At 70.6% G+C, this 16,030-nt stretch carries 14 protein-coding genes and 1 pseudogene; 4 read left to right on the forward strand and 11 right to left on the reverse strand.

What is annotated here, in order from left to right; translation table 11 throughout:
- Positions 1 to 17 precede the first annotated feature (17 nt).
- The 6 genes and pseudogenes from LXX_RS05065 to LXX_RS05085 form a co-directional block, all read right to left on the reverse strand.
- Entirely contained in the window at positions 18 to 1,472 is a 1,455-nt protein-coding gene (locus LXX_RS05065; RefSeq protein WP_011185885.1) for an NAD(P)/FAD-dependent oxidoreductase, read from the reverse strand.
- 1 nt (position 1,473) lies between these two features.
- A complete protein-coding gene (locus LXX_RS05070; RefSeq protein WP_011185886.1) occupies positions 1,474 to 1,800 on the reverse strand; it encodes a (2Fe-2S)-binding protein in 327 nt (108 codons plus the stop codon).
- Positions 1,790 to 2,044, reverse strand: a complete 255-nt coding sequence (locus tag LXX_RS15475; RefSeq protein WP_256030705.1) for an NAD(P)/FAD-dependent oxidoreductase — start codon at positions 2,042 to 2,044, stop codon at positions 1,790 to 1,792. Before LXX_RS15475 ends, LXX_RS05070 begins: the two co-directional genes overlap by 11 nt.
- Positions 2,014 to 2,966 (reverse strand): annotated as a pseudogene (locus tag LXX_RS16650) (NAD(P)/FAD-dependent oxidoreductase). The gene LXX_RS15475 and the pseudogene LXX_RS16650 overlap by 31 nt, the downstream one beginning before the upstream one ends.
- 20 nt (positions 2,967 to 2,986) lie before the next feature.
- Entirely contained in the window at positions 2,987 to 3,919 is a 933-nt protein-coding gene (locus tag LXX_RS05080; protein ID WP_011185887.1) for a dihydrodipicolinate synthase family protein, read from the reverse strand.
- Between the two features lie 46 nt (positions 3,920 to 3,965).
- Positions 3,966 to 5,438: a Na+/H+ antiporter NhaC family protein gene (locus LXX_RS05085; protein WP_011185888.1), complete on the reverse strand. Its 1,473-nt coding sequence runs from the start codon at positions 5,436 to 5,438 to the stop codon at positions 3,966 to 3,968.
- 204 nt (positions 5,439 to 5,642) lie between these two features.
- Between LXX_RS05085 and LXX_RS05090 the strand changes: the two genes are divergently transcribed.
- A complete protein-coding gene (locus tag LXX_RS05090; protein ID WP_041767423.1) occupies positions 5,643 to 6,179 on the forward strand; it encodes a helix-turn-helix domain-containing protein in 537 nt (178 codons plus the stop codon).
- Positions 6,180 to 6,240: 61 nt separating this feature from the next.
- Complete coding sequence (locus LXX_RS05095) at positions 6,241 to 6,540, forward strand: nuclear transport factor 2 family protein (protein WP_050737853.1); 300 nt, start codon at positions 6,241 to 6,243, stop codon at positions 6,538 to 6,540.
- Between the two features lie 134 nt (positions 6,541 to 6,674).
- Here the strand turns inward: LXX_RS05095 and LXX_RS05100 are convergent, their stop codons facing one another.
- Genes LXX_RS05100 through LXX_RS05110 form a run of 3 tightly spaced genes read right to left on the reverse strand, consistent with a single transcriptional unit; the run spans position 6,675 to position 8,766 of the window.
- The gene (locus LXX_RS05100) at positions 6,675 to 7,787 is read right to left on the reverse strand and encodes an alanine racemase (protein ID WP_011185892.1); all 1,113 of its coding nucleotides are present in this window, start codon (positions 7,785 to 7,787) and stop codon (positions 6,675 to 6,677) included.
- Entirely contained in the window at positions 7,784 to 8,494 is a 711-nt protein-coding gene (locus LXX_RS05105; protein ID WP_011185893.1) for an alanine racemase C-terminal domain-containing protein, read from the reverse strand. The genes LXX_RS05100 and LXX_RS05105 overlap by 4 nt, the downstream gene beginning before the upstream one ends.
- Before the next feature lie 35 nt (positions 8,495 to 8,529).
- Positions 8,530 to 8,766 (reverse strand): DUF7455 domain-containing protein, encoded by a 237-nt coding sequence (locus LXX_RS05110; RefSeq protein ID WP_011185894.1) that lies wholly within the window; start codon positions 8,764 to 8,766, stop codon positions 8,530 to 8,532.
- A gap of 213 nt (positions 8,767 to 8,979) precedes the next feature.
- On the opposite strand from LXX_RS05110, the gene LXX_RS05115 reads away from it, so the two are divergent.
- Positions 8,980 to 11,064: a DNA gyrase/topoisomerase IV subunit B gene (locus LXX_RS05115; RefSeq protein WP_011185895.1), complete on the forward strand. Its 2,085-nt coding sequence runs from the start codon at positions 8,980 to 8,982 to the stop codon at positions 11,062 to 11,064.
- A 66-nt stretch (positions 11,065 to 11,130) separates the two neighbouring features.
- Here LXX_RS05115 and LXX_RS05120 read toward each other — a convergent pair whose 3' ends face one another.
- Positions 11,131 to 13,602, reverse strand: coding sequence for a DNA gyrase/topoisomerase IV subunit A (locus LXX_RS05120; RefSeq protein ID WP_011185896.1), 2,472 nt, complete (start codon positions 13,600 to 13,602; stop codon positions 11,131 to 11,133).
- A 57-nt stretch (positions 13,603 to 13,659) separates the two neighbouring features.
- On the opposite strand from LXX_RS05120, the gene LXX_RS05125 reads away from it, so the two are divergent.
- Complete coding sequence (locus LXX_RS05125) at positions 13,660 to 14,793, forward strand: alkaline phosphatase family protein (RefSeq protein WP_011185897.1); 1,134 nt, start codon at positions 13,660 to 13,662, stop codon at positions 14,791 to 14,793.
- A 13-nt stretch (positions 14,794 to 14,806) separates the two neighbouring features.
- Here the strand turns inward: LXX_RS05125 and sepH are convergent, their stop codons facing one another.
- Positions 14,807 to 15,904 (reverse strand): septation protein SepH, encoded by a 1,098-nt coding sequence (gene sepH, locus LXX_RS05130; RefSeq protein ID WP_011185898.1) that lies wholly within the window; start codon positions 15,902 to 15,904, stop codon positions 14,807 to 14,809.
- Between the last annotated feature and the right edge of the window lie 126 nt (positions 15,905 to 16,030).

Below are 16,030 nucleotides of genomic sequence, written 5' to 3' on the forward strand. Positions count from 1 at the left end.
GGCCCAGGAACGAGGTCTCAGCCGTCTCCGTCCAGCGTCTCCAGCACGGTCAGCGGCACCGGCTTGATGGGGAACTGCGCCGCGAAACGGCCGGACTCCCGGATCGGCTGATCGCGCTCGGCGGCCACGATCGCTGCGACGGTTCCTTCGCAGTAGCGGCCCTGGCAGGGGCCCATGCCCGACCGGCATTCCAGCTTCGCCGCGTTCGCCGTGGAGAGGAACGGATTGGCCTGGAGGGCGTCGGTCAGTCGCCCGCGCGTCACCAGCTCGCAGCGGCACACGGTCGTCTCCGGTTCGGCCAGTCTGGCGAGCCCGGCGCGGTCCGGTTCGAACACGCGCTGCACGACCGTCGAGAAGCGCGAGGCGGCCTCGACCTGCCGCGTCGCCCGAGCGAGCGCGTCTCCGAGAGCGGAGGCGGGACGAAGCTCCTGCGCGACTGCGAGACCGGCGAGAGTTCCCTCGGCGCGTGACTGGTCGGCCCCGGCAACGCCCGTGGGCTCGCCGGCCACGAAGATCCCCTCGGCGGTGGTGGCCATCCGTTCGTCGTGCCGGACCACCCAGCCGCCCCGCGGGGAGTCCCAGTCGAGCTCGCAGCCGGCCTGGCGGGCGAGCTCGGTGGACGGGGAGAAGCCGTAGCCGAGCACCAGCGTGTCGGCGGCGCAGACCCGGGGAGAGCCGGCGGGACGCCAGTGCGCGTCCACCCGGGTCAGCTCGACGGAGGTGAGCGCGTCGGAGCCGCACGCCCGGGTGACGATGGTCCGCGTGCTGATGCGCACTCCGCGCGCCAGCAGCCGGGCGACGATGGCTCCGGTCTCCACCAGCATCCCCAGGTGTCCCGGCACCGCGCCGAGCGCCCCGGCCATCTCGGCCGGCGTCGGCAGGCCGCGGGCGAAGGCCACTTCGGCCACCCGCCCGCCCGCCGCGACCAGCTGGTCCGCGACGATGAGCAGGAGCGGGTGGGCGCCGGCGAGCACCAGCTCGTCGCCCGCGCGGATCTTCTGGCTCTTGAGCAGGCTCTGCACCGCCCCCGCGGTCATCACGCCGGGGAGCGTCCAGCCCGGGAACGCCACCGGCAGGTCGTAGGTGCCGGTCGCCAGCAGGATGCGACGGGCCGCGACCACGCTGGCGCCCGGCCCGTCGACCGCCAGCGTGAGGCGCATCCCGTTTTCGTCGCGATCGCGGAGCACCCCCAGGACAGTGCTGGAGAACCGGCGGTCGAGGCGCTCGTGCCGCTCGAAGCGTGCGATCAGCTCGGGGGCACAGCCGTAGCCCGCGGTCGGCGTCAGCGGCGCGTTCGGGAACTCGCGGGGAGCCTGGCGGAAGATCTGGCCGCCGGCGCGCGGCTGCTCGTCCAGGACGACGACGCTCAGTCCGGCGTCGGCGGCCGCGAGAGCGGCGGCCATTCCGGCTGGGCCGGCCCCGACGAGGGCGAGGTCGAGCGTGCCCTCGTGCCGGTCCGCATCCTCGGGCATATCAGTGTCCTCTCGTGGTCTCGACGCGCATCCCGTCGCGCACCGTGGTCAGGCAGGAGCGGGTGAGCGCCCGGCCGTCGATGGTGACGGCGCAGTCGAAGCAGGTTCCCATGTTGCAGAACGGCTGCCGCGGTTCGCCGTCCCTGGTGGTCCCGAAGCGGTACACCCCGGCGGCGAGCAGCGCCGCAGCGACCGTCTCGCCGCCGAAGCACGCGAGGCGTTCGCCGTCCAGCTCGATCTCGACCGCATCGCCGCGCTCGACGGGCAGGCGGACGCTTGCCCGGGCGCCGGGGGAAGGCGGGGAGACGGGGGGCTCGTCAGACGACACAGGATGCTCCTCGGTAGCGTTCGGGGGCGTAGGGGGTCAGGTCGATGCTCGGCGGACGGCCCGCGATGAGCTCCGCGAGAACGCGGGCGATCGCCGGACCGAGGTTGAAAGCGGAGCCTCCGGTCGCCACGAACACGCCGGGGGCGCCGGGAACCGGGCCGACCAGGGGCAGCTGGTCCGGCGTCACCGTCGTCGTCCCGGCCCAGGTGCGCATCACCGGGAGGCTCCCGACGGCCGGGGCCACCCGGTGCGCTGCGCGGGCATTGCCGCCGAGGGACTCCCGCAGCAGTTCGGGACGCCGGTGAAGTCCGGCCGCCCGGCGGCATCCCGCATCAGCCGTGCGGGCCAGCCGCCGCCGATCAGCACGGTGCCGTCGTGCGACTGCTTCAGCGAGAGCCGGGCCCCGGCGTGCTGCACGAGGTGCGGGATGAACGCGGCCGTCTTGGCGGTCACCGTCATCGTCAGCGCGAGCGGGATGGTCGGCAGCGACACGTCGATCAGCTCGCCCAGCTCAGTCGTCCAGACTCCGGCCGCGATCACCACGGCGTCCGTCCGGACGGTGCGGTTCGACGCGTCGGCTCCGCTGCCGGTCAGGGTCAGCTCCCAGCCGGTCGCGAGTCGCCGCATCGCGGTTACCGCCGTTCTGGTCTGCACCAGCGCGCCCAGCCGCAGGGCGGCCCGGGCGAGCGCGGGTGCGGCCGTGCGGGTGTCCGCCTTGCCCTCGGCGGGGCAGTGCGCGGCGGCGACGACGGATGCGGACAGGTACGGCGCGAGCGCGCGAGCCTGGTCGCCGTCGAGCAGGCGCACATCCAGCCCCCCAGGAGCGCTCCAACTCTGAATTTCGTCTCCAGCACCGCCGCCTGCTCCGCGGTCTCCGCCAGCATCAGGCCGCCGTTCTGGACGACGTCGAGCGGTTCGCCGGCCTCCGCCGACAGCCCCGCCCAGAGCCGGGCCGCCTCCAGGTGCAGCGGCATCGCCTCCGCCGCGGTGCGGGCGGCCTTCAGCCCGCGCTCGACCATGCGGTATTCGAGCTGGAAGTGCAGGCTCCCGGCGTTCTGGCCCGAGGCTCCCGCGTTGAGCTGATCCCGCTCGACCAGCAGCACGGACGCGCCGTCTCGGGCCAGCATCCATGCCGTCGCGCAGCCGAGCAGCCCGCCACCGATCACGACGGCGTCGAAGGACTCGGTTATGACAGGGGAACGGTCTCGATGCCGAGCGAGCGGAGGGGCTGCTCCACCCGTGCGGTCTCGTCGGCGGTCAGCTCCAGAAGTGGGGAGCGCACGAACCCTGCCGGCACGCCGCGCAGCCGTAGGGCGGTCTTCATGATGGCCTGCTGGTTGCCGAACTGCACGCCGTAGTCGGGACGGAACCAGGCATCCATGATGACCCGATCCCGGGCGCCCAGGGCGACGGCCGTCTCCCGGTCGCCCGCGGCGATGGTGTTCCAGAACCCGGGATGGTCCGCTCCGAGCACCCCGTCCGAGCCCATCAGGCCGTCGCCATGGCCGAGCAGGGCGAGGTCGGCCCCGAGCCCGCTGGTGGGCAGCCCGAAGTAGCGGACGCTGTCCTCCAGCGCGTACATCCCCGCGAGGAAGGCGGCGAAATCTCCCGTGGAGTTCTTGATCGACACGACGTTCTCCACCTGGGCCAGCTCGGTGAGGGTGTCCAGGTCGAGGTCGACGATCCAGCCGAGCGGCCAGTTGTACACGGTCATCGGGATGTCGGTGGCGGCCGAGACCTGCTCGTAGAACGCGACGATCTCGCGCCGGTTCGGGACCACATAGGGCGGGGGAGTGAGTAGGATGCCGTCGAGGCCCGCCCGCTCGGCGGCGCGGGCGTGCTCGATGGCCTCCGGGGCGGTGAAGGTGTTGCACGCGCCGATGACGCGGAACGCGGGGCTGCGGTGCGCGCCGCCGGCACGGAAGAGGTCGGCGCGTTCGGCGGCGGTCATGCTGAACCATTCGCCGCTGGTGCCGGCGAGGATCACGCCGTGCATCCCCTCCGCCGCCAGCCAGTCGAGCTGTGCGTCCAGCGCGGTCAGGTCGAGGGCCCCCTCGCGGGTGAACGGGGTGGTGATGGCGGGGATGTAGCCGTGCCAGTCGACGGTGTTCCTGTCCACGCGGTCCTTCTCTTTCTGTGTTTCTCGGGGTGGGTCTCTGCGGCGCTCAGCGCGCGGGCTCGGGCGTTGTCGCGAGCTCGGCGACGGGCGTCCGCGACACGGCGCCGCCCTCGCCCTCGAAGCGTCGGCCCCATCCCGTCGCGACCGAGGCGATCATGACGACGGTGAGGATCATGGGGTACAGCATCGCGACGAAGATCTGCGTCCTCGCGAGAGTGGGGACCCCCTCGTGGCCGGAGGTGAGGGCGGCGCAGATGAAGAGGTAGGCGCTGAGCACCGGGACCACGCAGGCGATGCTCATGGCGAAGCAGTCCATGACGACCGCGCGCCGGTAGGGGTGCAGCCCCACCCGGGCGCCGAGTTCGTCGGCGACCGGCCCGAAGGTCAGCAGGGCGGCGGAGTTGACGCCGCCGAAGAGCAGCGTCGTGACCGAGATGCCGATGCCGATCGCCGCCTCCGCACCGCGCGGAGTGCGCGAGAACCGGCTGCGGCCGCGCGCGTCGAGCAGTGCATCGAGGATGCCGGCCTGGGTGAGCACGCCCATGATGCCGAACACCGAGATCACGAGCGCGATCGTCGGGAGCATGTCCGTCACTCCGCTGAGCAGGAACCCGGTCGGGACATCGTCTTTGACCCCGATGATCTCGGCCGGATGCAGCAGTCCGGAGAGCAGACCGGTGACGATGCCGGTGGACAGACCCACGGTGACGGCCTTGAAGATGTCGCGGGTGAGCAGGGCGGTAGTGAGAATGAGCCCGACGGGGATGAGCATGACCAAGGCCAGAGGGGAGGCGTCGGCTCCCAGCGCCTCTGCGCCGGTGGCAGCGCCGCCGGCCCCGGCGTTCCCGAGGAAGAAGAACCCGATTGCGGCGATCCCGGCCGTGAGGAAGGCGAAGCGGGCGCGGCTGCGCACGACCCCGGCAATGTCGGAGGTGCCGTCCTTCCGGCGGAAGCGCTGGGTGGAGGAGGAGATGACCGTCGTGTCCGAGATCGGGGCGACATTGTCCCCGAAGATCGCGCCCGAGATGATCGCGCCGGCCAGGAACGCCGGGTCGGCGCCGAGCGGCACGCCCGCCGGATAGAAGATCGGGAAGGCGGTGAACATCGTGCCGATGGAGGAGGCCGTGGACATCGAGATCACGCAGACGGCGACGAACGCGAAGAGGGTGAAGGTGCCACCGCCCACACCGAGCTGCTGGGCCATCCAGACGAAGCCGCTGGAGACGTTCGTCGCTTTGATCATCGCCGAGACCATCCCGACGCTGAACAGGATCATCACGATCGAGACCGAGGTGGGGCTTCCGATGCCCGCGAGAACCGCATTCCAGTAGGAGGCGTAGGGCTTGGCGAACAGGGCGCCGACCAGCAGGGAGAGGAATCCGCCCATCGCCAGCGTGCTCATGTCGAACGCCTTGAACACCACGAAGAACAGCAGGCAGAAGGCAAGGAATCCGGCGACGGGGAGGAACGCCAGCAAGCGTCCTCCGCGGAAGACGAGTTCGGGGGTGGTGTGCGTCATGATGCACCTCTCCTCACGGTCACGGCGGTGTGCGTGAGATCAGATCGAACGAGTGTGCAGTATGGTTGCACACAATGTCTCGTCTTTGCAAACAGGGGTATAGCTCATCCGGCCGGGGAACCCGCTTCGCACGGTCCCGCCGGACCAGCGGAAGCCCGGCGCGCGCGCCCGGCGCTGGACCACACAGTGACGTACAGTTGTCGCGTGATCGGGGAGAGACTGCACCAGCTGCGGGTGGAGCGAGGGAGGAGCGTCCGGGCGCTGGCGCGCGAGACGGGGGTCTCCGCCACGCTGCTCAGTCAGATCGAGCGGGGGCTCTCAGACCCCAGCCTGCGAACGCTCCGCGCGCTCGCAGGGGTCTTCGGCACCTCGGTCTCCACCCTCTTCGACGATCTGGTCCCCGTCGTCGCCCAGGTTTCGGTTCCCGGGAACCGCTCCCGGATCACCTCGCCGGTGGGGAAAGTCCAATACGAGCGTCTCGCGGCGAGCAACGGCCAGTTGGAGGTGCTGCTCGGCGTTCTCCAGCCGGGCGAGGTGTCCAGCGACGAAGCCTGGTCGCACCAGGCGATCGAGTGCGTCTTCGTCCTCAGCGGCACCCTGACCGCGGAGGTCGGCGGGGAGGCGATCCCCGTCCGGGCCCGCGAGGCCATCACGATCGACTCGACCCTCCCGCACCGGTATCTCAACCGGGACGCGGAGCGGGTCGAGTACACAGTGTCGGTGAGCCCGCCGACGCCTTGACCTGCCGAGTCCGGCGTTGCCGTGCGTGCGATTCGGCCGAACCACGCAAGGAGCCCACACCGTGGCCAGCACTGTGACCGATCTCGCCGCTCTCCACCCGGCCTGGGCCGAGCGTTTCAACGCCGCCGACCTGCCCGGGATGCTGGCCCTCTACGAGAGCGACGCGGTGTTCCTCCCGCAGCCGGGCGTCCCCGTCACCGGCACGGGGCTCGGCGACGCCCTGCAGGAGTTCATCGACCTCAGCGTCCCGGTACGAGTGACCGTCCGGCACACGGCGCAGGTCGGCGAGCTCGGCCTCACCGCTCCCGGCGTGACCGTGACCGGCGGCTCGACGGCACGCGTGCGGACGGCGCGAGCGTGAGCATGGCGGGAAGCGCCTCGGATGTCGCGCGGCTCGATCCCGAACACGGCTGGCGCTTCGTCATCGACAACGCGTTCGGCACGGCCTGAGCCTGGGGGCGGGAGGGCGGCCCGCTGCGGTCTGGAGCCGGCCGCTTACCCGCGCGTGCCGGTGAGCCCCGCGCCCTCGTCGTCGCCCACGTAGACCCGCGGAACCCGCGCCGCGACGCCGGTGACCATCTCGTCGGCGATCGTCCCGGCCCATTCCGCATACTCCTCGGCCGTGGCCTCGCCGCTGTCGCCCGGGCCGAAGAGCACGGCGGTGTCGCCCCGCTCGACGCGCTGGGCTCCGGCATCCACCAGCATTGCGTCCGCCTCCACGGCGATCACGGGGCAGCGCCGTCCCCCCAGCAGGACCGAGGTCCGGGCGAGGCCGAGAGTGGGGACGCCGTCCGCGAAGCCGATGCCGAGGCGGACGTGCGTGGTGCCGTCGACATGCACAGCGATGACCGGCGCCTCCAGCCGCATGACCGGCCGCAGGCCGAGCTCGGCGCCGGTGGTGTCGTCGAAGGGGGAGAGCCCGTAGGCGGCGATGCCGAAGCGGACCAGAGCGAACCGGGCCTCCGGCATCCGGATGCCCGCCGAGCTCGCGGCGAGGTGCAGCATCTCGAAGCGGGCGCCACGGGCTTCGGCCTCGGCGACCGCTTCCCGGAACTCCGCGAGAGCGGCCTCGTCGTCGGCGATCGAGGCATCGGCGAGGTGTGACCAGGCGGCGCGGAGGCGCACGACCCCGGTCTCCTGCAGCGCGAGCGCGGCATCCACCAGCGCCGGCCACTCCTCGCGGGTGGCGCCGTTGCGGCTGAGCCCGGTGTCCACCTTCAGGTGCACGATCGCGGCGCGGTCCGCGGCGGCGGCGGCGATGGCCTCCAGCTGCCAGCGGGCGGAGATGCCGAGCTGGATGTCGTTCTCGATGCCCGCGCGCCAGTCGGTGCCGGTGCCGTGCAGCCAGGCGAGCAGCGGGACGGTCACCCCGGCCCGGCGCAGCACTAGTCCGGCGGAGATCTCCAGCACGGCGAGCGAGGTGGCGCCCGCCTGCACTCCGGCTTCCGCGATCGGCAGCAGGCCGTGCCCGTAGGCGTCGGCCTTGACCGCCAGCATGGTCTCGGCGGGCGCGATCAGGCGCGTGAGCGTCGCCACATTGCGGCGCAGGGCGGCCAGATCGACCACAGCGCGGGGGAGTGGTTCGGCGACGGCGTCCACGATCGTCATGCGTAGCGTCTCTCGATGCGCCGGCCGAGCCGGCTGGTGATGACGGGGGCGGCGACGCCCAGGGCATCCGCCCAGTCGAGGACGGTGGGCTCGCCGCGGCCCGGGTCGCCGAAGACGACGACCGGGTCGCCGGGGAGCGTGTCGGCGTCCCCGATGTCGACCACGAACTGATCCATCGCGATGCGTCCGCTCACGCGCCCGCGGACGGTTCCGACCTGCACGGGCCCCCGGTTCGAGGCGACGCGCAGGAGGCCGTCCGCATATCCGAGCGCCACCAGGACCAGGGTGCTCGGGCGCTCGGTGCGGTAGGTGTAGCCGTAGGACACCCCGCGGCGCGCGGCGACCCGCTTGACCGCGACGATCTCCCCGACGAGGCGCAGCGCGAGACGGGAGGGATGCCGGGGGTCGAGGCCGAACAGCTCTGGTCCCAGCAGCGCGCCGGCGTCGACCGCGGTGGAGCCGACCAGGATACGCCCCGGCACACCGTCGTCGGCCAGCGTCGCAGCGTCCTCGACCCGGGAGACCAGAAAACCGCCGGTCCCGGCCGACGACAGTACACGCGCCACGGGAATGAGCCCGTGGCCGTATGCGTCGACGCGGAGGTCGGCGGTGGAATCGGTGAGTGGTCGCCCGCTGGAGATCGCGTTCGCGACGATGGCGTCGAGATCGATGTGCGCGTGCCTGCGCACGCCGGGGGCCGGTGTCATCGTCGCAAGGAACGGTTCGGGTCCCGCGGGCCGTGTCAGGCGCTCTGCTCTTCGAAGAGCCGCGCCGTCTCGTCGTGCCAGCTGTGCGCGATCTGGGACAGCTTCTCCTGGTGTTTCTTGCCGTGGTGGGCGCAAAAGAGGAGCTCGCCGTTCTTGACCTCGACACGTATGTACGCCTGCGCCCCGCAGCTGTCGCAGCGGTCGGCGGCCGTGAGCTGTTGCCCCGGTGCGATCTCATCAACCGCACCATTCTCCGAGGTGATCGTCGACATGAGATGCTCCTTTTCGTCGGGGCCGATGTTACTCGATGCCTCTATAGAACCACGGGAATCCGCCCGGCAGGCTCGATTCGCTCCCTATTTCGCTCAACGCGAAGCGTGGCGGGACTCGGGTGTCGTCGCCCCGGCGGCCCCGGCGCCCTTTACGCTGGGAGACGCACGGCGTCCGCGTTCCCGCGGGGCGCGCCGGAACCACAAGGAGCGCTCGTGGCGAGCTCGGACTATTCGGCCAGACATCTCTCGGTCCTGGAGGGACTGGAAGCGGTACGCAAACGCCCCGGCATGTACATCGGCTCCACCGATTCGCGCGGCCTCATGCACTGCCTTTGGGAGATCATCGACAACTCGGTCGATGAGGCGCTGGCCGGGCACGGCTCGTCGATCGACGTCGTGCTGCATCCGGACAACAGCGTCGAAGTGCGCGACAGGGCCCGCGGCATCCCGGTGGATGTGGAGCCCAAGACCGGTCTCACCGGCGTCGAAGTCGTCTTCACGAAACTGCACGCGGGAGGCAAATTCGGCTCCGGTTCCTATGCGGCTTCGGGCGGTCTGCACGGCGTCGGTGCTTCGGTCGTCAACGCGCTGTCGGAACGGCTGGATGTAGAGGTCGACCGCGACGGAAAGACCTGGGCGATGTCGTTCCACCGCGGCGAACCGGGCGTCTTCGAGGATGGCGAGGCCGTTCCCGGGCCGGACGCGCCCTTCACGCCGTTCGTCTCCGGCAGCGAGCTGCGGGTCGTGGGCAAGGTTGCGAAGGGCGTCACTGGCACGCGCATCCGTTACTGGGCCGACCGGCACATCTTCACCAAGGGCGCTGAGTTCTCGGTGGACGATCTGATCGGCCGTGCGCGGCAGACGGCCTTCCTGGTGCCGGGCATCGCGATCACGATTGACGACAAGCGCAGCGCCGAGGGTGAGTCCACGACCTTCAAGTACGACGGCGGCCTTTCCGAGTTCGCGGACTTCCTCGCGCCGGACAGCCCGATCACCGAGACCTGGCGGCTCACCGGCGAGGGCACTTTCACCGAGACCGTTCCGGTCCTCTCCGACAGCGGCGCGATGGTCACGACCGAGCTGAAGCGCGAGTGTCACGTCGACATCGCCCTGCGCTGGGGCACCGGCTACGACACAGTGATGCGCTCTTTCGTGAACATTATCGCCACGCCCAAGGGCGGCAGCCACCAGGCCGGCTTCGACCAGGGGCTGCTCAAGTTCCTTCGTCAGCGGGTGGAGCTGAACGCCCGGCGGCTGAAGGCGGGCACCGACAAACTCGAGAAGGACGATGTGATGGCCGGCCTCACCGCCGTGCTGACCGTCCGCCTGCCCGAGCCGCAGTTTGAGGGTCAGACCAAGGAGGTGCTCGGGACGCCGGCCGTCCGCGCGATCGTCGCGGGCGTCGTCCAGAAGTCCCTCTCCGAGCGGTTCGGTTCCTCCAAACGGGACGACAAGACGCAGTCGGCGCTCCTGCTGGACAAGGTGGTGGCGGAGATGAAGTCGCGCATCTCGGCGCGTGCCCACAAGGAGACGCAACGCCGCAAGAACGCGCTGGAGACCTCATCGCTGCCGGCGAAGCTCGTGGACTGCCGTTCGAGCGATGTGGCGAACAGCGAGCTGTTCATCGTCGAGGGCGACTCGGCGCTCGGAACCGCTCGGCGGGCGCGCGACAGCGAATACCAGGCCCTGCTGCCGATCCGCGGCAAGATCCTCAACGTGCAGAAAGCGTCCGTCTCGGACATGCTCTCCAACGCCGAGTGCGCTGCCATCATCCAGGTCATCGGCGCCGGTTCCGGCCGGACTTTCGACATCGGTTCCGCGCGGTACGGCAAAGTCATCATCATGTCGGACGCCGATGTGGACGGTGCCCATATCCGCACCTTGCTGCTGACGCTGTTCTTCCGCTATATGCGGCCCATGATCGAGGAAGGCCGCGTGTTTGCCGCGGTTCCCCCGCTGCACCGGGTGGTCGTTGTGAACCCCGGCTCGAACCCGAATGAGACGGTCTACACGTACTCAGAGGCAGAGTTGCAGGCTGTGCTGGGCGACCTGAAAAAGCGGGGCAAAAAGTACCAGGAGCCCATTCAGCGCTACAAGGGGCTCGGAGAGATGGATGCGGACCAGCTGGCCACCACCACCATGGATCGCGGGCACCGCACTCTCCGCCGTGTTCGGGTCTCCCACGCCGAGGGGGCGAACCGCGTGTTCGAACTTCTCATGGGCAACGACGTCGCCCCGCGCAAAGAGTTCATCATCGCCGGAGCCGACGATCTGAGCCGCGCCCGCATAGACGCATAGCCGCGACCCTTCCCGTTCCCGCTCGCCCCTGCCGGTAAGGGAGGGATGGCGGAAAGAGTCTGGGGGTCAGGAGATCTGGCGGCCGAGGGAGCTGACGACCGTGTCGAGGGGCGCGCCGGAGCCGTCGCGGCGGGCGCCGCTTTCGGGGAGGGCGCGGACGGCTCCGTCTCCGGCGACCGCGAGGGCGGGGGCGGGGCCGGTCCAGGCCAGCGCGAGCTCGGTCTCGCCCTTGAGGAAACGCTGCGAGCGGACGCCTCCGGTGGCGCGGCCCTTGGCTGGGAACTCGGCGAAGTCGCTGACCTTGCCGCTGCCGGGGTCGGAGCCGGGGAGGGTTTGGTCGCTGACGGCGACGGTGACGACGACGGCTGTGTCTTTCTCCGTCGCGCTGACCGAGCCGAAGAAGATCACGCGGGCGCCGGGCGCGAGAGCGATACCGGCCATGCCGCCGGCGGCGCGGCCCTGTGGGCGGACGGAGGCCGCCGGGAAGCGGAGGAGCTGGCTGTCGCTCGCGACGAAGACGAGTTCGTCGGTGTCCTCGGTGTGCGCGGCGCCGACGACCTCGTCGCCAGCCTTCAGACCGATGATCTCGAATTCGGGTTTGCTGGCCCAGTCGCCCGGAGCGACCCGCTTCACGACGCCCTGCCGGGTGCCGAGCGCGATCGGCTTCGGGGAGTCGAGGGAGACGAGGGCGAGAATGCGTTCCTTTTTGTCCGCGAGCGCCAGGTAGTCGCCCACTTTCACCCCGGCGCCGAGCTGAATGGAGTTCGGCGGCGCGGCCGGCAGGTCGACAGGGGAGAAGCGGAGGAGCCGTCCCCGGTTCGTGACCGCCCCAATCTCGCTGTGGCTGGTGGTGTCCAGGCGGGAGAGGATGGCGTCGTGCTTGCTGCGGCGGACCGGAGGCTGGATGCGGTCGAGTCCGGTATCCTGTTCCGTTCCGGCGTCCACCCGCAGGATGCGCCCGGTGGTCGAGAGGAACACCCGGCAGGGGACGTCCGCAACTTCCAGTTGTGCCGCCGCCGCTTTGCCGCGCGACGTGCTCGCGATCGACGGCTTCGCCTCGGTGAGCAGTGTGCGGCGTGGTGTCCCGAATGTCGCGGCGACCTGCTCCAGCTCGTCCGAGACGAGCGCGTTGATGAGGCTGCGGCTGGCGAGCAGGGCTTCCAGCTCCGCGATCTCGGCCCGGAGCTGGTCGCGTTCGGCCTCCAGCTCGATGCGGGAGAACCGGGTGAGGCGTCGCAGGCGCAGTTCGAGGATGTAGTCGGCCTGGAGCGTGCTGAGATCGAACACCTGCATGAGGCGGCTGCGGGCCTGATCGGTGTCGTCCGAACTGCGGATGACCTGGATGGCCTCGTCGATGTCCAGGATGGCGACGAGGAGGCCCTCGACCAGGTGCAGCCGCTCTTTCCGCCGGGCGAGGCGGAACTCCGAACGGCGGGTGACCACACGGATGCGGTGGCCGAGGTAAACGCTGAGGAGCTCCCGCAGGCCGAGCGTCTGCGGCCCGCCCTCGACGAGGGCGACACTGTTGATCGAGAAGCCCTCCTCCAGCGGGGTGTGCCGGTAGAGCTGTTCCAGCACCGCCTCCGGGCTGAAGCCGGTCTTAACGCCGATGATGAGGCGCAGGCCGTGTTTGCGGTCGGAGAGGTCGGTGACGTCCGAGATGCCTTTCAGCTTCTTGGCGCTTACGCCGTCTTTGATCTTCTCGATCACGCGCTCGGGGCCGACCCCATAGGGCAGCTCGGTCACGACGAGGCCGTTCTTGCGGGCGGTGATCGGCTCGATGCCGACTTTGGCCCGCATCCGGAAGCTGCCTCGTCCTGTCGCGTAGGCGTCGCGGACGCCGGAGAGGCCGGCGATGGCGCCGCCGCTCGGGAGGTCGGGGCCGGGGATGTAGGCCATCAGATCGTCCAGCGTGGCGTCCGGGTTGTCGAGCAGGTGCCGGGCGGCTCCGACGACTTCCACGAGGTTGTGCGGGGCCATGTTGGTGGCCATCCCGACCGCGATCCCGCTGGCGCCGTTGACGAGGAGATTCGGGAATGCCGCAGGCAGCACATCCGGCTGCATGAGCTGGTTGTCGTAGTTGGGGACGAAGTCGACCACGTCTTCGTCCAAGTCTCCGGTCAGTGCGAGGGCCGCGGCGGCGAGCCGGGCTTCGGTATAGCGCGCGGCGGCGGGACCGTCGTCCAGCGAGCCGAAGTTGCCGTGGCCGTCGATCAGGGGGACGCGGAGGGTGAAGTCCTGAGCCATCCGGACCAGCGCTTCGTAGATGGCGCTGTCGCCGTGCGGGTGCAGTTTGCCCATGACCTCGCCGGTGACACGCGCCGACTTCACATGACCGCGGTCGGGGCGCAGACCCATCTCGGTCATCATGTACAGGATGCGGCGCTGTACGGGCTTCAGCCCGTCGCGCGCGTCCGGAAGCGCCCGCGAGTAGATCACCGAGTACGCGTACTCGAGGAACGAGCCCTGCATCTCGGTCGTGACATCGACGTCTTCGATGCGCTCGGTGGCGGGGGCCTGGTTGTCTGGTGGTGTCATGCGTCGTTTCTCGCGGAGGGCGGTACCGGCCCGTGGCGCTGTGCCAGACTGGGCCGGGTGCCCCCTATTCTACCGGCCGCCTTCACCACGACCGCGAGCCTCGCCACTGTTCTGCCGAGTTCCCTCGCGGCCCTGCGTGGCGAGCAGAACGCCCTTGGCCTTCCACGGCTGGAGCATGTCGTGGTGGTTCTGGTGGACGGGCTTGGCGCTGCGGCGCTCCGGGCCCGGTCCGGGCACGCCCGCACTCTCGCTGCCGGGCTCCGCAAGGCGACCACCATCGACTCCGGTTTCCCGACGACGACGGCGGCCGCGCTCACGACCCTGACGACGGGGACGACGCCAGGGGAGCACGGGATGGTCGGCTACCGCGTCCGCGACGACGCGGGCCGGCTGACCAACCAGCTGCACGGCTGGGACGACCGGATGGACCCGGCGGTCTGGCAGCGTTCGCGCACGGTCTTCGAGCGTGCGGCCGCCGAGGGGATCGCGGGACGGGCGATCGGGCTCCCCGGCTACGCCGCGTCGGGCTTCACCGCAGCCGTCCTGCGCGGCGCCGAGTTCGTCGGCGGCCGGACGATGGCCGATCGGTTCGAGGCGGCCTCCGGCATCCTGGACCGGCTGGGGCCGGGGCTCACCTATCTCTATGTCGCCGAACTGGACCAGGTCGCGCACACGTGCGGTTGGGAGTCCCCGGAGTGGACAGCGCAGCTGGAGACGCTGGACTCGCTCGTCAGCGCCTTCGCACGGCGGCTGGGGCCGGAACAGGGGATGCTGCTGACGGCCGATCATGGCATCGTCGACGTCCCCGTGAGCGGGCATGTGCTCTACGACACCGCGCCCGAACTGCTCGCGGGCGTCGCCCAGGTGGCGGGGGAGCCGCGGATTCTCCACCTTTACATCGTGCCCGGCGCCGACCCTGCCGCCGTCGCCGGGCGCTGGCGTGAGGCCGAGGCCGGCCGTTCGTGGGTCGCCACGCGCGCCGAGGCGATCGAGGCCGGCTGGTTCGGCCCGGTCGTGCATCCCGAGGTGGAGCTCCGGATCGGGGAGGTTCTGATCGCCGCCCGCAAACGGATCGCGTATTATGACTCCCGCGACTCCGCGCGGACGGGTCGCAGCATGATCGGCCAGCACGGCTCGCTCACCGCTGAGGAGACCCGGGTGCCGCTGCTGCGCTTCGGAGCGGCGGGGTAGAGTCCCGCACGGCTCAGGCCAGGTCGTCGTCTGTCCGCGCGCCGAAGACGATCTCGTCCCAGCTCGGCATCGCGGCGCGTCCTTTCTTTCGCCCGACCGGACCGGTCTGCGACGCGGACGTCTCCGCGGTCCCGGCCGCCGGAGGAAACCCCGTTCCGTCCGTCAGCGCGTTCGGCTCCTCCGCGATGCGGAGCGGGGCCGGGCTGGGGATGAGATCGTCCAGCAGCGATGGCTGCGGCTCGGGCGGGTTGTCGTAGCTGGCTCCCTCGCGCTCGCCGCGGCGACGGCGGAGGGCTTCCAGCAGGTCCGCCGTCTGGTGAAGGTCGCGCGGCGTCTCGTCGGCGCGTTTGATGGCCGAGACGGCGATCGCGTTGCTGGCGCGCCCGATGTGCGGGGCGTCGAGCGGCTCGGCGGGCGCGGCGACCTCTGGGCTCAGCGGGTCGACGCCGGATGCGGGGAACGCGAAGGCCCCGCTGTCGAAGCGGGAGGTGTCCGGTTCGTCTTCGTCCGGGAGCACGGCGCGCAGGCGGGGGATGAGTGCCCCGGTGCGCAGCTCGCCCGCCTGGGACAGGGTGGTCGCCTCGGAGTTCAGGGGAGCCAGAGAGTGTTTCCGGGCGTCGTAGGTCCAGCGGGCGTCGTGGTCGATCTGGTCCACGGTGAACTCGAGCTTCACGATCCAGCCCGTCTCGGAGTCCTTCCAGCCCGCCCAGCGTTCGCCCACGACCCCGAGGGCGGCCAGGCGCTCGCGGATGACGGAGCCGAACGTGTCCTGGTCGCCGAGCGCGTCCACCTCCGCCGAGGTGCGGACGGGGACGCTGAGGGCGTTCGCCACGATGTGCTCGCGCTCGGCGACGATGGGCCCTTCGAAGCGCTGCACGTAGTCGAGCGGCGCACCAGTGACAGAGGCGACCTCCTCCGCGGACAGGCCTGCGCGGATCTGCGCCTGCACTTCGCGGGGGGAGAGCTTTGGCGATTCCGCAGACGCCCGCTGGCGCACCTGACGGATCTTGGATTGCAGGGTGTCGTCGACGGCGATGCGGAACCGCTCACCGTCGTCGCCGACGGCGACGATCGCACCGTTCTCGACCCCGATGACCTTCAAATCCTGCATGTGGATGCCTTCCGAGCTCGCATTCGTACCCGGTCAGAATGCCACGAGAACGGGGGCTACCGGGGAAATGCCCTGGGCGTGCCGGAAGTTGTCCACCAAGCAATCGCTGACAGCTTCCTGGATGGT

Origin of the sequence: Leifsonia xyli subsp. xyli str. CTCB07 (assembly GCF_000007665.1) — a bacterium.
GTDB lineage: Bacteria > Actinomycetota > Actinomycetes > Actinomycetales > Microbacteriaceae > Leifsonia > Leifsonia xyli_C.